The 24,956-nt window shown below is 48.6% G+C and carries 19 protein-coding genes; 6 read left to right on the top strand and 13 right to left on the bottom strand.

The window, feature by feature from the left end:
• Positions 1-211: 211 nt before the first annotated feature.
• A complete protein-coding gene (locus NP603_RS14390; protein WP_256611595.1) occupies positions 212-2,578 on the bottom strand; it encodes a TOTE conflict system archaeo-eukaryotic primase domain-containing protein in 2,367 nt (788 codons plus the stop codon).
• Positions 2,562-3,113, bottom strand: a complete 552-nt coding sequence (locus NP603_RS14385; RefSeq protein WP_256611594.1) for a hypothetical protein — start codon at positions 3,111-3,113, stop codon at positions 2,562-2,564. Before NP603_RS14385 ends, NP603_RS14390 begins: the two co-directional genes overlap by 17 nt.
• A gap of 231 nt (positions 3,114-3,344) precedes the next feature.
• Here NP603_RS14385 and NP603_RS14380 point away from each other — a divergent pair, with 231 nt between their 5' ends.
• Together NP603_RS14380 and NP603_RS14375 are read left to right on the top strand one after the other, a co-directional pair.
• Positions 3,345-3,578, top strand: a complete 234-nt coding sequence (locus NP603_RS14380; RefSeq protein ID WP_256611593.1) for a helix-turn-helix transcriptional regulator — start codon at positions 3,345-3,347, stop codon at positions 3,576-3,578.
• On the top strand, positions 3,575-4,837 hold the full coding sequence (locus tag NP603_RS14375) for a type II toxin-antitoxin system HipA family toxin (RefSeq protein WP_256611592.1): 1,263 nt from the start codon (positions 3,575-3,577) through the stop codon (positions 4,835-4,837). The genes NP603_RS14380 and NP603_RS14375 overlap by 4 nt, the downstream gene beginning before the upstream one ends.
• A 50-nt stretch (positions 4,838-4,887) precedes the next feature.
• On the opposite strand, the gene NP603_RS14370 is transcribed toward NP603_RS14375, so the two are convergent.
• The 4 genes from NP603_RS14370 to NP603_RS14355 are packed head-to-tail and all read right to left on the bottom strand — an operon-like array spanning position 4,888 to position 7,953.
• On the bottom strand, positions 4,888-5,418 hold the full coding sequence (locus NP603_RS14370) for a hypothetical protein (protein WP_256611591.1): 531 nt from the start codon (positions 5,416-5,418) through the stop codon (positions 4,888-4,890).
• Entirely contained in the window at positions 5,399-7,285 is a 1,887-nt protein-coding gene (locus tag NP603_RS14365; RefSeq protein WP_256611590.1) for a DUF927 domain-containing protein, read from the bottom strand. Before NP603_RS14365 ends, NP603_RS14370 begins: the two co-directional genes overlap by 20 nt.
• Positions 7,278-7,718 carry a hypothetical protein gene (locus NP603_RS14360; protein ID WP_256611589.1) on the bottom strand — a complete coding sequence of 147 codons (441 nt, stop codon included), beginning with the start codon at positions 7,716-7,718 and terminating at the stop codon, positions 7,278-7,280. Before NP603_RS14360 ends, NP603_RS14365 begins: the two co-directional genes overlap by 8 nt.
• Positions 7,711-7,953, bottom strand: a complete 243-nt coding sequence (locus NP603_RS14355; protein WP_026604319.1) for a helix-turn-helix transcriptional regulator — start codon at positions 7,951-7,953, stop codon at positions 7,711-7,713. Before NP603_RS14355 ends, NP603_RS14360 begins: the two co-directional genes overlap by 8 nt.
• Before the next feature lie 561 nt (positions 7,954-8,514).
• Between NP603_RS14355 and NP603_RS14350 the strand changes: the two genes are divergently transcribed.
• The 3 genes from NP603_RS14350 (at position 8,515) to NP603_RS14340 (ending at position 11,537) form a co-directional block, all read left to right on the top strand.
• The gene (locus NP603_RS14350; protein WP_256611588.1) at positions 8,515-9,567 is read left to right on the top strand and encodes an IS630 family transposase; all 1,053 of its coding nucleotides are present in this window, start codon (positions 8,515-8,517) and stop codon (positions 9,565-9,567) included.
• A gap of 83 nt (positions 9,568-9,650) precedes the next feature.
• Positions 9,651-9,983 carry a helix-turn-helix domain-containing protein gene (locus NP603_RS14345; protein ID WP_371928867.1) on the top strand — a complete coding sequence of 111 codons (333 nt, stop codon included), beginning with the start codon at positions 9,651-9,653 and terminating at the stop codon, positions 9,981-9,983.
• A 3-nt stretch (positions 9,984-9,986) separates the two neighbouring features.
• A complete protein-coding gene (locus NP603_RS14340; protein ID WP_256611586.1) occupies positions 9,987-11,537 on the top strand; it encodes a DNA cytosine methyltransferase in 1,551 nt (516 codons plus the stop codon).
• A gap of 2 nt (positions 11,538-11,539) precedes the next feature.
• Here NP603_RS14340 and NP603_RS14335 read toward each other — a convergent pair whose 3' ends face one another.
• The 7 genes from NP603_RS14335 to NP603_RS14305 are packed head-to-tail and all read right to left on the bottom strand — an operon-like array spanning position 11,540 to position 22,283.
• Positions 11,540-11,995 (bottom strand): very short patch repair endonuclease, encoded by a 456-nt coding sequence (locus tag NP603_RS14335; RefSeq protein WP_256611585.1) that lies wholly within the window; start codon positions 11,993-11,995, stop codon positions 11,540-11,542.
• Positions 11,996-12,010: 15 nt separating this feature from the next.
• Positions 12,011-13,798, bottom strand: a complete 1,788-nt coding sequence (mzaE, locus tag NP603_RS14330) for an MZA anti-phage system associated AIPR family protein MzaE (RefSeq protein WP_256611584.1) — start codon at positions 13,796-13,798, stop codon at positions 12,011-12,013.
• The gene (locus tag NP603_RS14325; protein ID WP_256611583.1) at positions 13,798-14,820 is read right to left on the bottom strand and encodes a PD-(D/E)XK motif protein; all 1,023 of its coding nucleotides are present in this window, start codon (positions 14,818-14,820) and stop codon (positions 13,798-13,800) included. Before NP603_RS14325 ends, mzaE begins: the two co-directional genes overlap by 1 nt.
• Complete coding sequence (locus NP603_RS14320) at positions 14,804-17,719, bottom strand: Z1 domain-containing protein (protein ID WP_256611582.1); 2,916 nt, start codon at positions 17,717-17,719, stop codon at positions 14,804-14,806. Before NP603_RS14320 ends, NP603_RS14325 begins: the two co-directional genes overlap by 17 nt.
• Positions 17,720-17,724: 5 nt before the next feature.
• Positions 17,725-19,182, bottom strand: a complete 1,458-nt coding sequence (locus NP603_RS14315; RefSeq protein ID WP_256611655.1) for an ATP-binding protein — start codon at positions 19,180-19,182, stop codon at positions 17,725-17,727.
• Between the two features lie 31 nt (positions 19,183-19,213).
• On the bottom strand, positions 19,214-21,343 hold the full coding sequence (locus NP603_RS14310; RefSeq protein WP_256611581.1) for a sigma-70 family RNA polymerase sigma factor: 2,130 nt from the start codon (positions 21,341-21,343) through the stop codon (positions 19,214-19,216).
• 43 nt (positions 21,344-21,386) lie between these two features.
• Complete coding sequence (locus NP603_RS14305) at positions 21,387-22,283, bottom strand: WYL domain-containing protein (protein ID WP_256611580.1); 897 nt, start codon at positions 22,281-22,283, stop codon at positions 21,387-21,389.
• Between the two features lie 624 nt (positions 22,284-22,907).
• On the opposite strand from NP603_RS14305, the gene NP603_RS14300 reads away from it, so the two are divergent.
• Positions 22,908-24,956, top strand: a 2,049-nt coding sequence (locus NP603_RS14300; RefSeq protein ID WP_256611579.1) for a P-loop NTPase family protein, incomplete at its 3' end; no start/stop codon positions are given.

Genomic DNA, 24,956 nt, shown 5'->3' with positions numbered 1-24,956 from the left:
ACCCTATTGGATGCGTAAATGGTGCTCAGACCGGACTAGAATTAACTCTAACTAGATGAAATTGAATGAATTATTTATTGGCGAAACCAGAAATATACGATCCCGTACACGATTTTGTTTCTTAGGCATCAATTTGCATTTGAATAGACTACCGATTGCAATCCGCTACGGATTCGATTGGTAAATGACCAATCGAATTCGTATGCTTTTATCAGTTTGGAACTGCCATTCGGTAGCCCATTGCCCGATATCCCCGTTGACGCTTCTCCCACATTCGCAGTAAAGCCGGGTGACCGGTGTCGACAAAGTCGATGATTCGAACATCGGTTTTGGTGGCGTGTTCACGGTGTAAACGGCCAGCATATTGCTGCAGCGTACCTTTCCATGAAATCGGCATTGCCAGAACCAAGGTATCCAGTGGTGGGTGATCAAAACCTTCACCGACCAATTTACCCGTAGCCAATAATACCCGGGGTGCATTAGGCGGCAGCCCTTCAAGCTCTGTGATCAAAGTTGCTCGTTGCTTTTTCGATATTCGACCGTGAAGCACAAAAGGTGGCGGTAGCTTGTTATCCAGTGCTACCAAAATAGCATCCAGATGTTCTGTGCGCTCAGTCAGTACCAGCACTTTTCGCCCCTGATCAAAAGCCGCGATGATCTCTTTGGCAATCGCCGCCGTTCGATCCAAATCATTGGCAATGTGACGAAATACATCTTGAATAGCGGATTCCTGAGGCAGATCGATAGTCTTGTAAATCATCTGTGGAATAACTTCCAGATCACTTGGCGCATTATCTGGTTTGGCAGCGGTATAGCGGATTGGTCCACACTGCATGAAAATGATGGGCTGTTGCCCGTCGCGGCGCACAGGGGTGGCAGTAAGCCCCAACACATATTTCGCCTTAACCCGTTTCAAGATGGCATCAAATGAAACGGCGCCGATGTGATGACATTCGTCGACGATCACGTGTCCATAATTCTCTACCAATGGATTGACTTCGCCTTGCCGCGACAAGGACTGCATCACCGCAATATCGATTTTTCCTGTTGGTTTGGCTTTGCCGCCACCAATGGTTCCAACCACGTCTTTGCCAACGCCAAGGAAGGATTGCAAACGCTCCTGCCATTGTTTGAGAAGTTCGGTGCGATGAACCAGAATCAGGGTGTTGATACCCCGTCGAGCAATCATCGCGGCTGCGGTGACTGTTTTACCAAATGCTGTTGGAGCACAGAGCACACCGGCGTGGTGTTGCAACATTTCACTGACAGCCATTTCTTGATCTGGCCGCAGAGTGCCTGCGAAAGTAATATCGATTGCTTGCCCATCAAAGCGTTCATCTTTTAACTCATAGTGAATACCGTTTTCCTTCAATAAGTTTAAGGCGGCATCCAGGCAACCGCGCGGTAATGCGATATGGTTTGGATAGTTTTCGGCACAGCCAATTACACGCGGCTTATCCCAAACAGGGAAGCGCATGGCTTGTGCTTTATAAAATTCAGGATTTTGAAAGGCTGCGAGGCGGATCAGTCGATTTGCCAGAGGTTGTGGCAGTTCGGATTTCTCGAAATAGATCAGGTTTGCCATAGTAATAGACAGCGATTCTGGCAATGGCCCGGCAAGTTTGGCATTTTTGCTTTCAGTCCGCTTCCAAGGTTCTTTGTGATCTTCCTCGTCAATAAAAGTGACATCCAATGGATGTGCATTGCCGGTGGCCCGCAAAATAGTTGGCTCAATGTCCACGACTGCCATCGGCTGTATATTGGCTAAAAAGGTCCACTGATCGGGATAGGGTTGTAAGTGTTTGTCGACAAACACGCTAAATCCATTTTCTCGTGGTTTTTTCTGCAACGGCAATGCGATCAAATTGCCAAAACCACCTTTGGGCATAGTGTCCTGATTGGGAAACAGGCGATCGTAGGAAGTCAGTTTCAGTTGTCGAGTCCGAGAACAGGTATGGCTGATGATGGCAGTGCCGAGTCGTCTAGCATCACGCGCAGAAACACTGCTAGCGAAGAAAATCCAGACATGAGAACCATTGCCAGAACGCGATATCTCCAGTGCAGCCGGTATCCCAAGTTCAGAGCAAGATTGGACAAAAGCCTGGGCATCTTCCTTCCAGTCGGCCTCGTCGAAATCCACCGCCAGAAAATAGCAACTGTCGTCTGCCAGCAAGGGATAAATGCCAATGGTGTGCTCGCCGGAAAGATGGCTATATATGACCGCATCTGACAAAGTGCTCAGTTGCCGAACACCACAATCTGAGCATTTGATACGAGGCTTGTGACAAATACCAGGTCGCCATTCATTCGCACATGCTGGCGCATAGCCAGATTTACCGGTAGTTTTACTTTCCCACCTAACGGGATATACGTCGGTTCTGCCGCGAAACAAGCGGCGGAATAACGCCACCTTCGCGTTAGTAGATAGTGCAGATAATTCTGGCTCGATTGGAACAGGTTTTGGTGGTGGCTCAGACGGTATTTTCCACTTGATGTTATGAGCTTCGAGTAATGCAATCAGCCTTGCGTTTTCAGCTTGGAGATCGGCTAAAAGCTCATTGCTAGTCATCGATGCCATATTCGGCTAACAATATTTCCATGTCGTCGCCAACACCCCAGCCGACGTTCGGGCCTTGCAGTGCAACTTGCTCGAGTCTGTCTATAAACGGTGGGCGTTTGGCTTCCGGCAATGCCATGACATATTTCAACGCTTGTTCGAACATTCGCACTAAGGCATCGAAATACCCTTCATCGTCCATGCCGCAGTAACCCAGGAAAACAAATACTTCTTCGCAATAGAAAATTGACAGTTCAGCCAGTCCTTCAGGTTGACCGACCGCCTTTTTGTAATCGGTAATCGCTTTCTTCGCTTTGGCCACTGAAATAGGCTGATTGCGCATTACATCAGGACAAATCCAACGGGAAATGGTGGTCTTATAGGGTTTAAGAATATCCTCGCCCAACCCGAATCGTGCATGCAGAAACGTTTGATTATCTTTATTGGCTGCGTATAGATCTTGTATCAGGCCGATCAGGCCAACACGATCGACGTCAGCCAATTTGGATTTAACGTCGCTCCAGGTTGCTTTGGTTTTTTTCTGTTTGCTAGTCATTTGCTGTCGGTTATTGTTTGGTTCGTTCTTGCAGTTACCCTAAGTTATATCATCAGCATTCAGCGCTAACCATCACAGTCAGATAGACTTGACACAGAAAGGGGCTATTTTTCCCGAACGGGAACTTCGATGCTTGTCTATCGTAAATCCTAAATTAATTTTCCCGTACGGGAAATTAAACTTGCATATCGATTGTTTTCGCCTAATAATTTCCCGAACGGGAAAAATCTCATGATCAACATCCAATCCACCCAACAACTTGGCCAAGCGCTACGCTCTGCCCGCAAACAGCTCGGATTAACTCAATCCGAATTGGCGTTGGCGGCAGGTGTTGGCGTTCGCTTTATCGTCGACCTCGAAGCAGGCAAGCCGACCGTGCGTCTGGAAACGGTGATGCGCGTGATCGAGGCGCTGGGTGGTCAGGTCATGCTCGATGGCTTGCCGGACATAACCGAAGCACCATGAGTTATTTGCTCGCCGTCTATTTATTTGATCGCCGAGTGGGGGATTTGGCCCTGGTTGAAGGCAGACTGCAATTTAGCTACAGATCTGACTGGCTGCAACAAGCCGACGCCGCCCCTTTGTCCTGCTCGTTACCGTTGCAAGTAGCTCCCTTCAACGATGTGCAAGCGCGTCCGTTCTTTGCCGGCCTGTTACCGGAAGGCAAATTACGCCAATTGATTGCACGCCAGTTTCAGGTCTCGAAGCAGAACGACTTTGCCTTGCTCGATCATATCGGCGGCGAATGCGCCGGTGCCGTTTCGCTATTGCCGCCAGACCAAATACCCGCTGTATCTGAACAAGCGAATGACATCGACTGGTTATCCGACTCTGAAGTATTTGCCTTGCTGGACGAATTGCCACAGCGGCCGATGCTGGCTGGCCAGGATGGCTTGCGCTTGTCGTTGGCGGGTGCTCAGGATAAATTGCCGGTGGTTTTTGATGGTCAACGAATCGGTCTGCCCCGCAATGACACTCCCAGTAGCCATATTCTTAAACCGGCCATCGCTGCCGTTGAAGACAGCGTGATCAACGAAGGTTTCTGTCTGGCATTGGCAGGCGCGATGCAACTTAATACAGCACAGTCGTGGATTTGTGCCGTTCACGATCGTTCATTTCTGCTGGTTGAGCGTTATGACAGAACTCAGGCTGCAAATGGCCAACGCTTGCGGCTGCATCAGGAAGATTTCTGCCAGGCACTTGGCGTGGTACCGGAACTGAAATATCAGAACGAGGGTGGGCCTGGTTTGGAACAGTGCTTTGACTTGGTCCGCCGCGTGACCCGACCGAGTGCGCCGCAGGTACTGCGTTTGCTGGATGCGGTCATTTTCAATGCCTTGATCGGCAACCACGACGCCCATGCCAAGAACTTTGCTATCTTGTATGCCAACAAGGGTGCCGTCCTGGCGCCGCTCTACGACGTATTGTCAACCGCCGTTTATCCCAGCCTGACGCCCAAGATGGCGATGCAGTTGGGCGGCAAATACAAATTCAACGAAGTGCAGGCCCGGCACTGGGACCGCTTCGCCCAGGCGGCGGGCTTATCGGTGGCACAAACCCGAAAACGCATTCTAGGTTTGTGCCAACGGCTACCCGTGGTGGCTCGCAGGTTGCAGACATCGGCCGACCATGAATTCGCCGAAAATCCGGTGGTTGAGCAAATCGTACAGCTGATCGAGCAACGCACGGCGCTGACGATAAGGCGGTTGACTGATAAGGCCTAAAGTCAATCGGCTGGCCTCGATGCTGGCACTGTATTGTCTCGTTGAGACTGTTATTGCATCGCAGAAAATTCCATACACCGCCGCCATTTATCCACCACAATCCGCCAGCCGAATTGTCGGCATCGTTGTTCTGGCACTTGCAGCAATCGACAACTGGCACAGCGCACGAATCCCCGCGTATCGCCGTGGTGAATTCGCAATGTGTCTTCGGCCAGTTGCAAGGCGTAATGCAGGATGTCGGGGCTTGCCGCACATTCGCTGAGAAACTCGTCGATGACCGTTGAATCGGTTTCGCCGATCGCTTTCAGATAGGCCAGAAGTTTGCTTTGATCTTGGGCGATGAGCTTGTTGACGTTGTTTTGTTGGTATTGGCTGTTATGAGGTATTACCGATATTACGGGTGTTACCACCAGTCCTGGCGCGGGTTGCAGGGGTATTACCGATTCAGGGTCAGGTAACACCGGTGTTACCGCTGCAACCTTTTCACTTTGTGTTGCGTGGCGTTGATCGCCTGGTTGAAACTGCGCGTCGGTCACATCCGCCAGATAATGCCGGATCACATCAGCCAACATGGTCGTCATCGAATTGAATCACGTAAAACCAGGCCGAGCCGCCGTGGACTTTGACCTGGGTGACATGCTTTTTCGGGTTGGGGCCGGATTTCAGGATGCCTTGACCGATCAGCATTTTGACTGCCAGAGCCAGATCGGCATGGCCAATGGCTTTTTTGAAACCGGCCTTACTGAACAACCATTGCCGGCCTCGTTCGGCTGGGCGCCAATAGCCGGAACGCTCGCCGTGCAGTCGATTGGGATCGTCGGTTTTGGTAAAGCGGCTGTCGCCATACAGTTCGACGTACTGCCGTAACTCATTGGCCAATTGCTGAGGTTCCAGTTCACCGGTTCCACGCTGTTGGCGCCAATGTTTGAAGCAGATCAGCGCCGCTTCCATCGCTATGCGTTCCGGCCAACCCGTGACGCCGTATTCGGTTGCCAGTTCCCCCGCTAGACCAATCAAGGCAAAGCTGCGCGCCGCGCGGGCTTCCTGCGCCGATAAGGGACCGAAGCGCTGTTCGAAAATGCGTAAACACTGGTCCAGGTAAGTGGCAAAATCGCGTTTATCGCGGGTCAAGTGCTCCAGAAAAGCGATACCGGCGGTGCCATACTGCTCAGACGTATGCTGATGCAGCGCGCTGGCAAAATCCCGGCCACTGTCATAGTCATGTAGGTCGTCAAAAGCACCGTGTTGACCAAACACCGCCAACTGCAGAAATCGCACCAATTCGCCCGCTTTGACCGGAATACCGGCCTTACTCAGATGGGCTTCAATCGAATCTTCACCGTTGGACAGAATCGCTACCCGCCAATGCTGATGTGCCATGGCTTTACCATTGACCATGGCCCGTTGTTTGCCGACGCCATTGGCCAGCAGATACAGCGACTTGCTGACATCCTGGGCATCGGCTTTACTCATCTCATCCAGACATAGCAAACCGTCGTTGACTTGAACGGCAGCTGATTCCAGGCCATTCAAGGTCGCCGTCCAGGAGCGCTGGAACCGTTTCGGTTCGCCCCAGACACTGGCAGCGACTTGCATGCCGCTGGTCTTGCCTTGACTGGAGGGACCATAAATATGAATGGCCAGGCTGACCAGATGACATTTAGCCAGTAAGGGACCACAAAAGGCCAGTGAGACCAGGAGCAGCAAAAAAGGATTACCGGGACATAAACCGGCCACTTGTCGTTGCCAGGCGGACAAGGTACCGGCTTGCCGATAGAGACTACTGTGTATATTTCCCTCGGACTGCAGAATCACGGCATCACTTGAATCACCAATACTACGATCCGGCAGCACATAAACATTATCAAACCAACCGGGTGTGGATGTGATCCAGACCGTTCGGTCAGGCTGTTGCTGACACAGATAGTCCGCCAGCCGACTGCGTTGCGGATAGTGAATATCCAGGCCTTGGTCGAACAAGGCTTTCTGCAGCTCATCGCCGCGGCCGGCGATTAAACGAAACGGCATATTCCACTGTTTGAGTTGTCCTAGACGATCGCGAAATTCCAGCAACAAGCCAAACTCGCCACCCTGCCGATTGCGGGCAATCGCTACCGCCTGCAACACGCCACAGATTCTGACATCGCGCAGCGCCGGCGGCTCCTTGGCAGACGATTTGCCGAGAAAGTGGTAATACACACCGGCTGGCCAGCGATGATCAAGACCGCAGGTGTGTTCATACACTTGGTAACAAGGTCGACTGGAAGCGTCGGGGAAAAGGGCTGCCGCATCCTTCTCGGATTTGGCAGCAACCATTGATTGACGGGCTTGCTGGATCTCGGCCAAATCCGAAGGCGACAACTGAGATGGCAAAAATGGGCCGATGGCGGATGCCAATATGCCTTCGGCCTCGTCATCCAATACCGATTTGGCGTCAGCGTCAGTCATCCCTGTCCACGTCCAGTCGATAAACCACAATCTCCTCTCGCACCTGCACCCAACGCTCACCCACCGGTAAACGGGCGTCGTATTCAACGGCCAATTGACTGAAATCCACCCAACTGGGCAAGACGGTAACACTTTCGGCACCATAGCCCAGCAGCACCTTGACCAGTGCCATCACCTCATCGTGACCGGTAGCCCGATCCTGCTGCCAGTCGACGATCAGCACCAGATCCAGCACTGGCCAACGATACTGGACCGGTGCTGAGTCAGAAGGACAAACCAGTGCCCATACGGTGGGATTACAGTGCCATTGCCGCGCGCGTTGCCAGGCATCACGACCGAAGCAAATCATAATCGGCCAGGGTGGCGACGTGGATTGCAGTCGGGCGATCAGCTCCTTGCCAAATGGCGGCAACGGCAGTCGTTGATCAGGCATTCGCGTTGCCGGTACATTGAGCGCCTAAACGTGCAATGAGCTCGGCAATATCCTCCACCCGCCAGGCCGTCATATTGGGACCCATTTTAATCGGCTTGGGAAAGATGCCTTTTTTGATGCCATCCCACCAGGACGATTTACTCATGGGCAGCAATCCAGAAATGGGCGGCTTGGCCTTTGGATCACCAATAATTTGTTTCAAACGTAGAAAACCAGTTTCAGGCAATTTACTCATGTCTATTAACCTCAGAATGATTGGAAATAATGGAGTGATAGTAATTAATACAAGAGACCTATCGCCCCCTACTCAGACCGTTGCCGGCCCAATCTGCAATCCATTGGATTGCGTAATATCGCGTCGGACAGAATATCCAAATCGAGTGGCCACTCACTTGCAGCTGACGACGAATTTGCCGTCAGCTGCAAGATCGGAGAATTATTTTTGTCTGATGCGATCTGCGGACGTATTTTTCAGCAAAAATTTTGAAATCGACTTGCAATAAATTGCTATTTCGCAATTTATTGCAGGATTAATAAAAAAATCACTTAATGCCGGCCAATGCCCTTTAACCGCGTTTCAACTCGATAGCAGCCGTCCGGAAACGTCCTGGGGAATATTGTGAAGGGTAAATTTGGAAGGTCGTCTTCGAAATCGCGATAATTATTGTGATTTCGCGATTAGAGAGAAAAATCTTTTTCTTTGTTATATGTGGAATTTCCGCCAAGAAAACCCTGCTTCCGATTTCATCTATTAACCCGGCCCTTAAATACCCTGTAATTGTGATAAAATACGCGTATGGAAAAGCAGAAGATTGATGCGCGAAAATTAACGGTTGAAGGGCGGGCGCTGTTGCGTCAAATGGTCGTTCGATTGCGAAAACAGTCAGGGCTGAGCCACCAAGAATTAGCCCGCGTTGCCGGGGTTCACCAGCGTACGGTGGAAGAATGGTTGGCGCGGGCACGCAAGGAAGGCGAAGGCGCGTTGCAGGAAAAAACGCGCGGTCGTCGGATTGGCGTTGGACGCAAGCTGACGATGGCAGATGAATGTTGGTTGCGCGATCAAATTGTCGGCGACTGTCCGCAACAATTGAAATTACCTTTTGCGTTGTGGACGCGTCCGGCGATCAAGGCCTTGATTCGGGAGCGCTTTGGCGTGGACATGCAAGATCGTCTGGTCGGCAAGTATCTCAAGCGCTGGGGCTTTACCCCGCAACGCCCGATCAAGCGCGCCTTGGAGCAAGACCCGGTCAAAGTCGCCGAATGGTTGGAAAAAACCTACCCACAGATCGTCACCCGGGCCAAAGCGGAAGGTGCCACGATTTTATGGGGTGATGAAACGGCCGTGAAAGAAGATACCCATTGGATTCGGGGCTATGCGCCCAAAGGCCAGACCCCAGTGCTGAAGACACCCACCCGCTGGCACAAACTCTCGATGATTTCCGCTATTTCGGCGCGAGGCGAGGTGGCCTTTCAAATCGTTGAAGGATCGATCAACACCGCGCGTTTTTTAGAATTTCTCGCGCGTTTGATCGAAGGTGCGACGCGGAAAATTTTTCTGGTGGTCGACAATCTGCGCGTCCATCATGCCAGACAAGTCAGCGACTGGCTAAGCGACAAACGGGATCGGATTGAGCTGGTATTTCTACCGCCGTATGCTCCAGAATCCAATCCTGACGAATACCTCAACCGAGATTTCAAGACAGCGTTGCGAAGCGGTCCCGTTAGCAAAAGCACCGACGAACTACTGGAAAAAGCTCATGCCTTCATGAATCGCATCGCGGCATTGCCTAACCATGTCGCGGCTTACTTCAAACACCCTTCCGCAGCATACGCTGCCCGGGGTATTTAAGGGCCGGGTTAATAACCAACAAAAGATGATAATGATGCATTTTTTATAGTAAATTATGCATTATATGCATAATTTACAGTAGCATGATGATCTCATCAGTATCCGAGTTGGTCCGTTTGGCACGAAATGGACAAAGTCAGGAGCAGTTCGCCAAGGAATTAGGAGTCATGCAATCTTCAATTAGTCGATATGAACGCGGCAGTGTCAATCCTCCTGCTAGAGTGATTGATCACTGCATGCATCTCGTCAATCTAAGAGGAATTCAGGCAGTCCCTTCTGCGGAGCAATTGGCAACAAAAATCTTGAATCATCTAATGGATTTAGAGGCTGCAGATGCGCGATTGGTCCTGGATAAGGTTATTGACACACTCATTGCCAATCAATCGAACATGAAGCCGACGAAAGGCAAAAGGTAAAACATGAAGTTAAAAGACATCCAGGTGATTGATCTATTTGCTGGCCCTGGCGGCTTGGGGGAAGGCTTTTCTAGTGCAGCCGATGAGGCATTCAAAATTCTGGTTTCTGCCGAGAAAGATCAGTTTGCATATCAGACTTTAAGGCTCAGAGCTTATTACAGACTGCTGTTGAGGAAGGCACAGGATAAACTGAGTCTTTATCTGGATTTCTGCAATGGTTATCGGGATAGTCCTTCGGATGAAACCACGGAAGATTTGTGGCTAGAGGCTAGCGAAGAGGCAAAACTAATTGAGCTGGGGACTGAATCCGGAAATGCCGAGCTGGACAGGGCCATTCAGCAAAGGCTGAATCAAGAGCTTCCATGGGTTTTGATCGGTGGCCCTCCATGCCAGGCTTATTCACTGGTAGGCAGATCGAGAAACAAAGGGAAAATTGATTACAAACCAGAGAAAGACGATCGGCATTTTTTATACAAGGAATATTTAAGAATAATTCAGAAATATCGGCCTGCTATATTTGTAATGGAAAATGTAAAAGGAATTCTATCATCCAAAATCAATGGTGAATTGATATTTCATTCAATTCTTAAGGACTTGTCCGATCCTGATTCAGCCATCAACGATGGAAACTCCGTCGGAAGATACAGAATTTTATCGTTAGTAAAAGATGTGGAATTTAAGCGGGGTGACAGCCCAACATCGATCAATCCGCATGATTTTATCATTCAGGCTGAGGAATATGGGGTGCCGCAGGCGAGACATCGAGTAATCCTGCTCGGAGTCAGGGAGGATATTCCGATAAACAGAAGACAATTACTAAACAAGATTGAAAAACAAGTCAATGTCGGAGATGTAATAGCCGATCTCCCTCCAATACGGAGCATATTAAGCCGTGAGAAGGATTCGCCTGAAAACTGGGCTGCTAATGTTTCCGGGCATGCAACTTATCTGACCTCAAACTCCAGTGATCCAAAGCTGCGATATGAACTTCATATGGCTGTGCATGGGGTCTCGAAACATATTCTTACTGGCGGAACAAGAATGCACTCTGAAAATTATCCCAAAGTGGTGAAGTCAGAGTTGCTGTCGGAATGGTATACAAGGAATCGTCCACAAGTTTGGCTGAACCATGAATCAAGAGCACATATGACCAGCGACCTGAGGCGCTATCTATACGCTGCAGCATTTGCCAAAGCTCATAACCGTTCACCGAAAGGGGCTGAGGATTTCAAAATACCCGGTCTGGAACCCAAGCACAAGAATTGGGAGACCGGACATTTTGCTGACCGATTCAGGGTGCAAGTCTATGATAAACCATCAAACACAGTGACTAGTCACATGGCAAAAGATGGGCACTACTTCATTCACTACGATCCGTCACAATGTAGAAGTCTTACAGTCCGCGAAGCAGCGCGAATTCAAACATTTCCTGATAATTATTTTTTCCAGGGAAACAGGACCCAACAATATCATCAGGTTGGTAATGCTGTTCCGCCTTATTTAGCTAAACAAATCGCCGAGATTGTTTATAACCTTTTGTATGACTCAAATTGAATTCAATGATGGATATGTGCTGGTAATTCTCCAGTCTGATCCTCACCCTGTATCCAGTTATTGATAATTCGGCCAATATCTAACGAGATGGTTTTATCACGCGTAATACATTCCCAAACGATCAAAACCCGCCATCCCAAGGCAATAAGGGAATGAATTGCCTTTTGGTCACGATCAACATTCGATTCAAGCTTTTTGCTCCAAAAATCTGCATTGGATGCAGGCAGTCTGGCATAACGACACTCAGAGTGTCGATGCCAGAAACAGCCGTGAACGAAAATAACCACTCTCTTGCTTTTTAAAACAATATCTGGAGATCCCGGCAAATCCTTACGATGCAATCGATAGCGAAATCCTTCAGCAAAAAGGGCGCGGCGAACCATCATTTCAGGTTTTGTATTTTTCCCTTTGATGCCTGCCATCATCCTGCTACGTTTTTCAGGATCAACAACATCCATGGCACAATTTAAAACTCATCGTAATTCAAAAATACCGTCCATAACTGGCGAATAAGAACCCATGCGGACTGCATCCCAGCATTCGGGCTTTTTGGCCCACTCGGAAATCATTTTGCCACCCGAGGTCCTGTGCAACGTCTCGTTGACCTCGTCAGCCCAGGTTTGCAACTGTGATCTTAAGGTTATAGAAATGTCCTGTTTTAACCATATTTTATCCAGGTCGATTCTTTCGCCAAGACGGTCGGCCAACAATGAAACAAGATAAGTAGCCACATTGCCCTGAAAAGCTGGAAACATAGGCCGGACAAGGCTCTGAGTTTTCTTGAAAAGTATGGCTTTCGCAACCATTGTCTTGTATGCCATGACATCAGGCAAAGGGACAGAAGACTGATCATCTTCCCTAAGGCTATCCATAAAGCGTTCGAAATTCTTCTGCGCGCCAAGGCTGACCAAGTCAGGTCTTTTATTCCATGCGTTAAGAAACTTGGCCAGATCGGTTTTTGTAATCTTGCGGGATGGCGGGATGGATTCTTTAAGTTTTTTTAGTTTTGCGGGTGTGGTTCCTTCTCGAGACAGCATGGTATTGTAACTACCGGCGGCCCTTTCATAAAACCATCTACCGACGCCATCCGGGCAATAAGTTGTCATTGCAAGCTTCTCCATCTCCACATGGAAAGGCTTGTTGGCTGACAGATCGGATTGCTTGACTGAATTCTGGCTATTGGCATATCTGGAGATGTCGGATATGAGAGCTTCTTCAGCGATGGTATCTTTTGATTTAAGAATAATCAGTTTGGCAGGTACCCGTACCTGCCGCAGATCGATATCGGGTGACTTTTTCTTGGTAAAGTAAATTGATGCCGTGGTCTGTCCTCCGTTGACAATCTGCATTCCTTTTAGCCACAGAATGCCCGGCCCTCCATCAGCGGCCCTTCCAATATGGGCATCGTCAGCAACAATTACAATTCCGTTGTTATAAGCCATAAAGCGCTCTGGATCATCCCTTAAGGTATCTCTAATACCTTTGTTAACCTTACCCGTTACACTAAGAAATGATCGTACATTTGCCTCCAGAAGCCGGGGACCATATTTTTCGTAAACAAAGCGCAGCGCCTCCCCAGGAATAACCGTGAGGGCGTAATCGTAGTCCGTCATCTGGCCAGGAACATACACGCAAGGTAATGGGCCGCCAGAAACCTCTTCGAAATTTACAACCAGTTCGTCCCTGGGTTTTCCCTCTGACCAATGACGATGGAGACGCTCGATGTCCATGACTTCAAGCTTTATTGTTTTTCCGTTTATCTCACGAGCCTTAAAGTTCTTTGCCTTGGCTTGCCTGTCTGTCAACACATAAACCCGAATCTGATCGAGATTGGCGTAGCATTCCTGTATGGTCAAGGCAAGCGCATAAGCGTCGTTCGATTCATCCATGGTTGCTGCCAGTTTACCTTCGGCACATTTTGCAAGAAATCGAAGACACTGCTCTGCGGCTGTTTTGGTTTCCGAGTCAGGAATTGACTGGATCGTGTCTACACCATCATAAATACTCACAAAAAGATCGAGCTGATCGGCTTCATCCGAAACCGCGAAACCACTAAGACGCAAGTTTGCATTACCGACTTTGGCCGAGTAGTGGCAAACTTCAGGCTCAAAGGTCATACCGATTTCTGACATATGCTGCATTACGACCTCGGCAAAAACAGACTCTGGATATGGGTAGGCCTCTCCCGATGCGCCAAGGCGATCACCGATCTCTGTCTGCACTTCTGCTTGCGTCTGCCGCAAAAAATCCTCTAATTCCATTACAAAATTACCCCAAGTAAAGTTAAGGCGTTTTCAAGCCCGGAGTTTGTGGTTGTTATCATGTCAAGATCAAGATCGTAGCGCGCACCTCTGATTTCATTGGCCACGTTCGCCCGTGTCAGACGGGGGAAGCTGTCCGAGATATGAAATATTTTTCTTTCTGTCTGCAAAAATCGGTGCGAATAGTAATCAGCATGGTCATCGATGTAGCCTGCATGCAGGAGGCGACTATCGAAGTCGTTTTTGGCAAAGGGAAATTCGGACAATTGGTTACGAACAATTCCAATCTGTTCAGGTAAGGTAATACCCGATTGTGACAAGACAAATCTGAAGCCGGCAAGGAATAGTGGCTGTATCAAAGAATCATCCAGTTGATCCAGGGAGCCGATATTTGCAGGAAAACTGTTCGAAGAAACGGTACTCTTGACCTCGATTGCCCCAGTTCCGATTGCAAAATCCTGGACTCCGCCCATGGGACCACACCATGCATCGACTGCCAATGAGGCAGGCATTCCTGTCGCGATTAGCGATTTAAGTAATTCAAGCTCACCGAAAAGTCCTAACTCTGCTTCCCGGCCAAGAATACCGTTATCGTTGCGAGACATGAAATCTTGCCAGGCTCTGATTCTGCCTATGAATGTCTGGTAGGCTTTCTGATCGCTAGCCCCTCTGATTCCCTCCAAAGTCACAACCACATCATTGGTCATCCTGGTGAACAGATCCAGACTGCCAGTGCTTTGCCTGCAAAGTGCGATCCAAATTAGACCACTTGCTTCAGCGCCCAAAGTCGTCTTCGTAACGAGGAATCCATGGCCTTGTGGGAGTTTTTCTGCTGGGGAAACATTGATTGTGGAAAAACCAGCAAGCAACGCTTCTTCATTTCCCGGAAAGTGCCTGCCTGCAATCAGCTGACACGGGGCATCGTGCGTAACAGGAATTGTGAGCCAGCCTTCGGAGCCCGGATTGCCGGTAAGAGCGCGCCAGGCAGCAAGCAACTCCTCGGTTTTATTCTGCAGGGCCATATTCCCGCTCCCATTGATGCCACTCAACACTATTGACTTTATAAAGAACCTGTTTGCCCGCATTACTTCCTGGGAAACTTACAGCAAAGGCAACTACTGGAGGTGTGCCTTCTGGCAGATTGGCTCCTTCTTGACCGGGTTCGAGTACGTATAAAAGCAGCAGCCCTCTATCTCGGGATGGCTCAATGCCATTTGCACCATATCCCCGTATTTCTCGAATTGCTGGACCATTTGGTACTTCCGGTGGCTCTTGCAACTTGCCTTCTCGAAGTCTGGCAGGATCAGGTTTCCAGGCTTTTTGAGTTTTTTCGAGTGCGGCTTCCCAGGTTTTTGCATCGGTGTCAATAAACTCGTCTCTTGGAGACAGGAGTCGTCCAATAGAATAGCGGTCATCAAAACGGCCGTTATTTTTTCGAATCAGCATATTGACTGCAATGTCCTTGGTTAAACTGAAGTCTCCTCCATCACCACCCCCAATCAATGCAACAGTCCATTTGTTGAGTTCACCGGCATCATTCATTGACCGAATGAATTCGGCGATAAGATTGCTTTTCACTTTGTAGGATTCCGGGTGGGTTAAATAGGCCTCCAGAAAATCAATAACCTGGCTTGCCACTCCATCGCGCCAGAGAAATCCATTCCACCGCTGTTTCCCTTTTGCTGTCGACCTCTCAGGGTTTACTTCAGTGGGTTTCCCAAGAGAGTTAATCAGCCCTAATGTTGCCGCAATGTTTGATTCAAGAATACCGGTGCGCTTGTGAAAAACGACTGTTTCAAGCAGTTTTCCGCTGAAAGAGAGCAACAAATCTCTTGCCGCTCGCATCTTTAGCCGGGAAGTAACCATAAGCACGGGATGAGACTGCACTTTGAGGCCATATTCGCGAGGTGTGGCTCCACTGGCAACCATCAGATCAAACTCTTCTCTTAGCTCCTCAGCTGCGTCGGCTATGTGTCCGAACCACTCTGAAAGTTCCTCAGTTGTGTATAGACGGCATAAATCCAGGTAGCCGGGTCGATATCCAAACCAGCGCCCCATCTGCATCAGCGTGTCGTACATCTTGGATGCGCGCAAAAAATAGCTGACACAAAGCCCTTCCAGCGTAAGGCCTCGAGCAAGTTTATCGCCGCCAATTGCAATCACCTTGAGGCCTGTCCCCTTATGTTCGTCATAGTCAAGTGCATCCTTCGCCGTACCATTAATCATCCGGATTTCGATATCGGAAATGGTGTCGAATAATGCGGCCTGAATGTCATCCCATGTCACATTTCCTTTCGATGTCTGGTCTGGCTGGATGGAACGGATTGCCTGGGATGTGGGCTTGAAGTCTTCTTCCCATAAGGCCTTCAGACGTTGAAGAATCATCTCGTGCTCGATGTTCCTGTGGAGCCTCTGGCGCATGTGACGAATATGTTCTTCTACCTGTCTGCAAACTTCTTTCTGTACAGAGTTGAAGCGAGTGACGTGCACAAGCATTGAACAGTGTTCATTCGCCTGGCCATCAAGTCGGCGAACTGCACAGGCAAGAACAAAGGAGTCTATTGCTTTTATGATCGATGGAGGCAGATTCTCGGTACCGTTGTGGATCGGTCTATGGCCGTTTTTATGTTGTTGCGGCATCCAGCCATTTCGTCCGTCTTCAGTAGCGTAGTCATCCACCAAACGGACAAGAGGCAATCCACTTCGGAGACCTTCCTGATTCATTAATCCAAATACTTTGGATGGTCCTATATAGTTCGAAGGGGCCGCCAAGTTGATAATGAAGGAAGATGGGAAAAGATCAGGACCTTCATCACGTGTTTCTCCCCGTTCGTGTATGAAAATATTGGCAAATGGGGTGGCTGTGTACCCAACGTAAGCCGACCTGGAGAAAGAATGCAGGATTCTTCGAATCAGTCTGTTGATGGTTGTTGGTAAATGCTCGTCATCCGGATTTCCCTCTGCGTCGAATACCTGTTCCTGGGTATCAACAGAAGCATGGTCAGCTTCGTCATCTATTATCAACAGTGGTAGTTTCGTTACGATTTTCTTTACTTTTGGAAGGTCATCGTGGGACTCTGCCAGCACATGGCTGGCCGCAAGATTGGTGTCGGCGGCATGGTTTTGAATCCATTTCAGGAGCTCACGAAGAACGGTCTTGTTCTTTTTTACAACAAAAAGCCAGGGACGTTCTTCTGGTGAGACGGCCAGATTTCTGGCAACTCTTCTACTGAAGTCACCTTTATCAGAACGATTGGTTGCACAGTTGGGGTGGATTTCCTTGTCACTATCGATTTCGCCAACACCGAGCAGACTTTTGATATCCCGATCAGTCAACGTTTCATAACCTAAAAAACCTTCTTCCAGTCTTATTTGGGTTTGAGAGCGCAGATTGTTATGAAGACCAGCGAGTACAATAATTATCTTGTATCCAGCATCTGCTGCTTTACAGATGAGTCCAGTGTAGTTCCCTGTTTTACCTGACTGAACATGTCCGACCACAAGTCCGCGACGATCCCAGCGTCCGGCACGAGCTGGATCTTCCAGCAAAGCTAGAACGGAGTCGCTGGACTTATCCAGAGCTTCAATGGCCTTCCAGGAAAGTTTTTTCTCAAGCCATTCCCGATAGCGTTGCCAATAACGCCAGTTTTGTTTTCTTGATGAATTCAACCAGTCTTCGTGTCCGACATCACTTACAAGACTGGTATCCTGACCGATCCATTGACTGTTTCGGCGAATCAATTCGTCGATCACGCTTTCCCGATCCAGATTTTCCCCCCACTTTGATTTCATCGAAATAACCATATCGATCTTTTCTGAAATCAGTGCCGGGGTAATAACTGTCCCGTCTTCTTCGTCAAGAAGTAGTTCCTGAACAAATTTCACAACCCTTTGCCAGTTTTCCTCTATTGCTGCTGACATGTTTATTACTCCTTGACACTAGGTTCATCCGGAAGAGTCGAAATCAATTCCGGGTAATTGTTGAACGGTTCGGTGGATAGCAAGCGTGCTCGAGCCTGAGCAGGAGATAACCCCTTGCGAAGCACCATATTTCTGTATACGACTGCTAGAACAGCTTCAACCACGGCAGGTGGTTCGCCTGCAAAACCGGTGCGGGGAGTCTCGCGAGCCTCGGTTGTATCCAGCCAGATTCTTTGTACGGGGATTGTTTCTTCGATGATGCGCAACATTGCCCGAATTTGTGGCTCGATGGCCCCGGCATCCTCCAGCACCGACTTTATGATTGGATGCTCTGTGTCGATGCGATAGCGAATGCCACCTTTGAAATGTTCTGTCCGCCATGCCTGAGCTAACGGTTCGTTGTTGCCTGTTCGCAGTGGTTGTCCTCGATGGGCGAATACCCGTCGTGCTCGCTCGCGAGTATCTTCGGCAAGTCTGGTAAGTCGTTCCCGGATCGATACAGGGGGGCGCGCACTTGACTTTCGTACATCGATTTTCCATTCAGCATCAGCCGTGTTGGGAATATCCAGCCTGATCCTAGCCAAGCGATGGGCTTCCTCCTTTGTCCAGGACCGTCCACGTCCCAGGCCCAGCCAGCTACCAGAGACAAGCAATCTTTCGTTTCTGTAGACATAAAATCCTTGCTGAGCAGTCCAGCCATCTGGTCCGGCAGCAGAGTCGTGATCACGGGTTTCCATACGATCTTTGTGAGGGAGCACATGACACCTGACTTCTACAGCCCCATACTCCGTGAGGATGCGCTCGGTAGGCGATGACCATGTGGCCGGATGTCGAGTGAGAAAAGGATCCCAAGGCTCAACACGTTTTCCGTTTATGGATATTTGAAGTCGGGATCCAGATATAAATCGATGAAAAACCATAGCGAGGTGACGCTCAACCCGGTCAATGAGATCAAGGAAATCTTGCTCACAAAAACCTGGAGTAATGATTCTGTCAGGTATTTCCCACAGCACAATAGTGCCGGCATCCTGAGTGGCATATAGTGGGGCAAGAAACCCCATTGAATTTTCATCCGGCCCTTCAAGCAGATGCCAGCCATCGTCCTCACATGCGGCAAGCACATCAAGATCCCATCTCAGGCAGTTTAAATTTCCGGCCTTGCGGCTGGCGACTGTCAGCCTTCGGCATTGTGAAAAAGAGGCTGTTTTGAGTCCCAGGCCAAATCGCCCCAAATCATGCAATTGACGCTCGGCAACAGGGTTTCTTTCTCCCAAACGCATCGCAAGATCAAGTTCGGAATCATCCATGCCACTTCCATCATCGAGAACAGAGATGACTGACTGCTTGCCGTTCCACTTGAACAGAATGTCCACTTTGCGTGCATTGGCGGCAATGCTGTTATCAATGATGTCTGCCAAAGCCGTAGCCGTAGAGTAGCCTAGGCCCCGCAGAGCCTCAAGCATTGCTCCTGCCTTTGGAGGCGCATTTCGAGAGTTATTCGGATATTTCATCTTTCTTTAACTCTTCCTGGCATTTTTGTTTGGGAATTTCAATGAAGTCTCTGAGACTTTCAGCTCGTGAGGGATATCTCAATTTACGTAGTGCCTTGGCTTCAATCTGTCGAATGCGCTCACGTGTAACCATAAAGACCTGTCCGATTTCTTCCAGAGTTTGTTCGTCACTCTCGTTCAGGCCGAATCGTAAACGAAGCACCTCGGATTCTTTGGAGTCCAATGTATCCAGCATGCGATCCAATTCGTCGTGTAGTGCAATCTGCATTGCAGATTCTTCAGGACTTGGCGCAGCTGAAAAAAAGAACTTTGCGTTCGCAACATCTTCAATATCCAGAGAATCAATCGGGATTATTTCAGAAGTTGCTCTCAAAGCTTTTGTTACCTTTTCAATCGGGAGCGACAATTGCTTTGCAATTTTTGCTGCATCGGCATTCAGCCCCGTAGTCTGCTCAATTCTGTCTCTGGCCCGTTCGACTTGATTGACTGATTCGACCATATGTACGGGAACTCGAATCAAGCGAGCCTGATCGGCAATCGCACGAGTAATTGACTGTCGTATCCACCAAGTGGCATAGGTTGAAAACTTGAAACCACGTCGATAATCAAACTTTTCGACAGCCCTGATCAGGCCAAGATTGCCTTCCTGAATCAGATCCAGGAAGGCCAATCCTCTATGGACATATTTTCTGGCGATCGAGTAAACAAGTTTGAGGTTGGACTCAATCATGCGGGATTTCGCCCTTGTCACTTTAGCAAGTGCAAATTCAAGAGCAGAATGGGCGACTGGATCCGTTTTGGATTGACCCAGTCTGTTGCAAAGATCTTCCAGAAATGCCACTGACAATCTGACTTCCCGCAAGGAGTCGAGCATGATGTGACTGTTTTCCTTTGATAAATGAGGAAGTAAGTCGCGAATAGTTTCGATGTGAACAGTTAAGTCAGAGATGGGCTTCTCATCAGTATCTTCGTTATCTTCCTGAAAATGGTAGCTTTCATCGGCTAGGTCATCATCTTCAGACTGAATTATGGTCTCCCGGTTAACCATGGTTTCCAGCGGTAATTCATTCATCAGAATCTTGTCAGCCACACAAAGAATTTCCGTTATGGCTGAAACAGAGCACGAAACTGCAATGAGGGCCTCCTCCAGTCCTTTTTCAATAATGTTGCCGATTTCAGCTTCACCCTCTCTCGAAAGCAGGCTCACTGTCTTTGCCATATCTTTTTCGTAGAGCCGTTGGGGTTCGATATTTTGGGAAGTCAGTTCGCTCAGGAAGGACAGAGCCTCGTTGGCAATGTCTTCCATGTCCTCGTCCAGGGGAATGGAGATATCAGGTTGTAACCATTCGACATCGTCTACAATCACCCCCATCTCTTCCAGAATAAAGACAAGGCGGCTCTCCAATTTCGGATCGGAGTCCCCTTCATGATCCAGAGCAATATCCTCAACCCAGCGATGTGAGGCATGACGTTCTTGTATAGCGACGACAAACAGGCGAAGTACTTCGCTACGAATTTCATCATTCCATATTCGCCTGTTATTTCGACTGCTGTCTGGCAGGTCAATGTCTACATCAGACCAGTCTTCGTCATTGTCGATTGGGATGTGTGTCGAAATAGCTTGATGAGTTACTGAAACCCTTGCCAAGCATTCATCATCCTGAGGCGGAACAGGTGAATCTTCTTCTGACTCCCAGCCCGAAAGATCAAATGTTTCATCAGCAGCATTCAGGGGATCACTGCTTTCGTTTTCACTTGACTCCGGATCCAAGTCTGATGCTCCGGTGGCTAAATCATGATCAAGTTCCAAAAGTCTTTCTTTTAATAGTTCGGCAAGGTTGTCCATCCTCTTGTCCAAAGCTATGGACAACGCATCATTGCCCTCATTGTCTAGTATTCGAGGATCTGCGCCAGCTTCAAGAAGAATCCTGCAGGTTTCAATATGTCCTTTGGATGCTGCAAGAATAAGGGGTGAGCGTCCCTTTTCATCAATGGCGTTAAGATCGATTCCACGACGAATATGCAGGCGAACAGCAGCTTGAACCCCGGAGAGCACTGCCATTTTGAGAAGTGGATTTAAGAGTTTATTCGGGTTCAGAAATAAATCATTCACGTCATACCGTCCATAGAAACGTAGTCGAAGTGAGGCTTAAGCCTCACCTTTTCTCCCTGGGCGAAGTGTATCCAGGAGCAATTGTGGCACTCTCGACACCATACAGAGCCAAGTAATCTTTCAACCAGAGTCTATGCTCAGGACCATTCAGACTATGATTCGGTGAGCAGTCGACACACCACTTGCGAAGTACGTATCCGGCAATGGTGCCGCGCAGCTTCAAGTGCAACCTGCCATCGATCATGCCGTAGTCCATTTCGGTAATCTCGGGACGAGGCTGATCCGGGTGGGGGACAAGTTCCAGTTCAACTATTCTGGACCACTGAATATCCTGATTTTCGCGCTCATTGGGGTCAACCTTCTCACCTTGCATCACTATTGGCTGCCGGATTCGGGTAATTACAAAATCGCGGAAATTTTGCGTATTCCGGTCAAATGCTCGCACATGCCAGCGAAGGCCATTATCGATCAAGGCAAACGGAATGATTTCACGTTCGGTTTTTCCACTGGAGATGGAGTGGTAGACAATTTTAAGGGGGCATTCGTTATGAATGGCTCTGGTAACGCTGGCAAGAGTGTCCAGATCACAATGGGCTAATCGTGAAGGTATTTCACAAGCAATCCATGGGCTAAATCGCGCTGGTTCGCCGTCCCCATAACCTTGTGAAAGCCAGGTAAGCACACGCTCTGGCGGAAAGTCGAATATCGGTTTGAAACCATCCCTGAAGGTATATATCTTGCCTTTAGTGTTGTAATCGAGATTGTCAGGAGCAAGCTCCTTATAAAATCCAATATCTCTTGTTGCTGCAGCGGCCTGAAGCCCAAATCTGGAAATAAGGTCCTGACGACGAATCTCGCCGACAAACCGCAAACGCAACTCAATAAACGCAAGGCGATCGCGCTGATGTTTGGTTAGTTCTTGAAGTAGCCCGATTGCCATTATGTTTTCAATCCCATTTTCAATCGCTACTAGTATAGTAGACAATCTAATCAAATTGCTACATGATTAGAATCATTTTGATAATGACACAATGCTGTCGCTTTTGCCGAGAAGCTGCCGGAATAAGGCTTTGTAGTCCTCCAGTTCCAGAATCTGGCTTTGGCCGACTGGGGACTTTGGAGAAGCGCGATTGGCAAAAATTAGGGTTGGGCTCAGTGATGAACGGCAACTTTCAGGCATTGGAATTCAACGACAGCTTTTCGGCGATGAATCTGAATAACGGACTGTTGCCAGCTGACCCCAAGCCGTCACTCACACCAAAAATCCAAATGTCAGCCCATTAAGTTTAAGCAGTCGGTCAATTTTAAGAACCAATCGATCTGTGCCATCATTCCAGCTTTCTAAATGGCAGATTATGGTATTCAATGGTAGTAGGATGATTTCAGAAATCTGATGCAATATTTCTCCTTAACATAAAAGCTCAGATATCTGATTAATGACAGTTTCTGAAATAATTAGCTATTTTAAAAGATCAGATATCTCAGAATGGGAAACGATGCGGTAAGAGATTCAAGAGCAGGCGATGTGTTCCATTATCGTTGGGCAGCCCGAAGATGCTTACGGATGGTCAACCCTAATTCAAAAATCACCAGCATAGTGATTGAAGGCTCGAAAGAGCCTGACCTTGCTGGGGAATATGTTATGGATGTGACGGAATACTCCGAGGCAGCGGATGACCTTCACGAAGAAATCACCTATTACCAATTGAAACACTCCAGCAAAAGGGTTGACCAACCTTTTGAGCTCAGCGAGTTGAAAAATACTATTACAGGGTTTGCTGACCGTTACCGCGACCATCTAAAACGCCAAACCGTTAGCGGAGGTACAATCACTTTCGCTGTTATTACTAACCGTCCGCTGAGCGATACTTTCAAGGATGGAATTCAGGCAATAGCTACTGGCGAGAAACCAGAGACAAAATTCCTCAACACTCTTAAAAGATATACCCAACTGGCCGATGAAGCCTTGCAACGCTTTTGTGCGGCGTTTCAATGGGCTGACGACGAAAGCAATTTTGCTGAGCAAAAAAGTGAGCTGCATTTTGAAATGGCGTCGTTTTTTGCCGGGGTTGTTGAGCATGAAGAAATCAACAACGTGGTTGAGTTGGTGCAAAAGCAGGTATTGCCAGGTGCTAGTGGAAAAATTTCCCCAGAAAATGTATTGATGTGTTTGGGGGTGACCAGTAAAGAACACTTATTTCCTGCGCCGCCAAAATTTGAACCACTCAACAATCCTATACAACGGGAACAACATGCCGAATTACTGGCGCAAATTGTTGATGCGTCTGAGCCGGTCATAATCCATGCGGGTGGTGGTGTCGGTAAATCCGTGGTTTGCCGCCTATTGGCTGATGACTTACCTACTGGTTCTGTTGGCATTATTTATGACTGTTTTGGCGGCGGCGAATATCTGAACGTGATTAAAAAACGCCATCGCTATCGTGACGCGCTAATTCAAATAGCCAACGAACTGGCGTTGCTTGATTTATGCGAACACTTGATTTTAAGAAGCAAAGACTCAGAAGACGATTTGCTGAGGGCGTTTTTGTCTAGGTTGGATGCTGCCGGGAAAAAATTGCGGCAAGTCAATCCAAACAGTATTTTGGCCATTTTTATTGACGCCGCCGACAATGCAGAAATGGCGGCGGCAGATTTTGGCGAGCAGGGTTTTGTGCCACAACTTTTACGGCAACAATTGCCCATTGCTTGCCGCATTATCTCCTTATGCCGGACTGAGCGCGTTAATCTTCTTGCTCCCAAGCAAAATGTACAACAGCTCCCCTTATTACCGTTTAGCCAAACCGAAACACTCAATCACTTACGCAAGCATTTCCCAAACGCCTGCGCAGATGATGGCTTGGAATTCCATCGTTTGACTGGCGGCAATCCGCGTGTCCAAGCCAACGCTATCAATTTTAGCTCATCATCGCTTAGCAAGGTTCTTACTGGTCTGGGCCTTGGCCGCACAGTTGAAGAACAAATTGCCGCCCAACTTAAAGACGCAATTGCCAGGCTTAAAGAACACCAGCCTTCCATTTTCCAGCAACAGATCGACGCCATTTGCCTTGGCCTAGCCAACTTGTACCCTTTCATACCGATTGAAGTGTTGGCAGCTGCCGCTGAAGTGGATAGCGCAGCTGTCAAAAGCTTTGTTGCAGATTTGGGCCGACCTTTATGGTTGTCCGATAACTCAGTGCAGTTCCGTGATGAACCTACAGAAACGTGGTTTCGACAAGAGTTTTCCGCATCTCCAGAGCAAATTGGCTCATGCATCAACCGCTTGAAACCTCTGGCAACGCAATTTAACTATGTTGCCGAAGTGCTGCCCATTTTATTGTTACGATCGGAAAATTATGCCGAACTCATTCGGCTGGCACTAAGCGACGAATTGCTACCCGAAAGTCCGATTGATAAACGCAATGTCCGCGTCTATCGGTTGCAATTTGCCTTTAAAGCCGCGTTGAGACAACAACTCTACGCAGATGCCACCAAATTGGCGTTATGCGCAGGGGAAGAAATGGCGGGCGACCAACGCCAGCTGGAGTTGCTTGGCAAAAACACCGATTTGATTGCCCCATTGCAATCACCGCAAAGGGTTCAAGAACTGGCATTG

It is taken from the genome of Methylomonas aurea (assembly GCF_024505045.1).
GTDB lineage: Bacteria > Pseudomonadota > Gammaproteobacteria > Methylococcales > Methylomonadaceae > Methylomonas > Methylomonas aurea.
Note: the sequence above shows the minus strand (reverse complement) of the source record. Positions and strands in the feature narration are given on the sequence as shown.

Coding starts and splice junctions, on each gene's coding strand:
- NP603_RS14390 (WP_256611595.1), bottom strand. CDS start 2,578: ATGGCATCGATGACTAGCAATGAGCTTTTAGCCGATCTCCAAGCTGAA.
- NP603_RS14385 (WP_256611594.1), bottom strand. CDS start 3,113: ATGACTAGCAAACAGAAAAAAACCAAAGCAACCTGGAGCGACGTTAAA.
- NP603_RS14380 (WP_256611593.1), top strand. CDS start 3,345: ATGATCAACATCCAATCCACCCAACAACTTGGCCAAGCGCTACGCTCT.
- NP603_RS14375 (WP_256611592.1), top strand. CDS start 3,575: ATGAGTTATTTGCTCGCCGTCTATTTATTTGATCGCCGAGTGGGGGAT.
- NP603_RS14370 (WP_256611591.1), bottom strand. CDS start 5,418: ATGACGACCATGTTGGCTGATGTGATCCGGCATTATCTGGCGGATGTG.
- NP603_RS14365 (WP_256611590.1), bottom strand. CDS start 7,285: ATGACTGACGCTGACGCCAAATCGGTATTGGATGACGAGGCCGAAGGC.
- NP603_RS14360 (WP_256611589.1), bottom strand. CDS start 7,718: ATGCCTGATCAACGACTGCCGTTGCCGCCATTTGGCAAGGAGCTGATC.
- NP603_RS14355 (WP_026604319.1), bottom strand. CDS start 7,953: ATGAGTAAATTGCCTGAAACTGGTTTTCTACGTTTGAAACAAATTATT.
- NP603_RS14350 (WP_256611588.1), top strand. CDS start 8,515: ATGGAAAAGCAGAAGATTGATGCGCGAAAATTAACGGTTGAAGGGCGG.
- NP603_RS14345 (WP_371928867.1), top strand. CDS start 9,651: ATGATGATCTCATCAGTATCCGAGTTGGTCCGTTTGGCACGAAATGGA.
- NP603_RS14340 (WP_256611586.1), top strand. CDS start 9,987: ATGAAGTTAAAAGACATCCAGGTGATTGATCTATTTGCTGGCCCTGGC.
- NP603_RS14335 (WP_256611585.1), bottom strand. CDS start 11,995: ATGGATGTTGTTGATCCTGAAAAACGTAGCAGGATGATGGCAGGCATC.
- mzaE (WP_256611584.1), bottom strand. CDS start 13,798: ATGGAATTAGAGGATTTTTTGCGGCAGACGCAAGCAGAAGTGCAGACA.
- NP603_RS14325 (WP_256611583.1), bottom strand. CDS start 14,820: ATGGCCCTGCAGAATAAAACCGAGGAGTTGCTTGCTGCCTGGCGCGCT.
- NP603_RS14320 (WP_256611582.1), bottom strand. CDS start 17,719: ATGTCAGCAGCAATAGAGGAAAACTGGCAAAGGGTTGTGAAATTTGTT.
- NP603_RS14315 (WP_256611655.1), bottom strand. CDS start 19,182: ATGCTTGAGGCTCTGCGGGGCCTAGGCTACTCTACGGCTACGGCTTTG.
- NP603_RS14305 (WP_256611580.1), bottom strand. CDS start 22,283: ATGGCAATCGGGCTACTTCAAGAACTAACCAAACATCAGCGCGATCGC.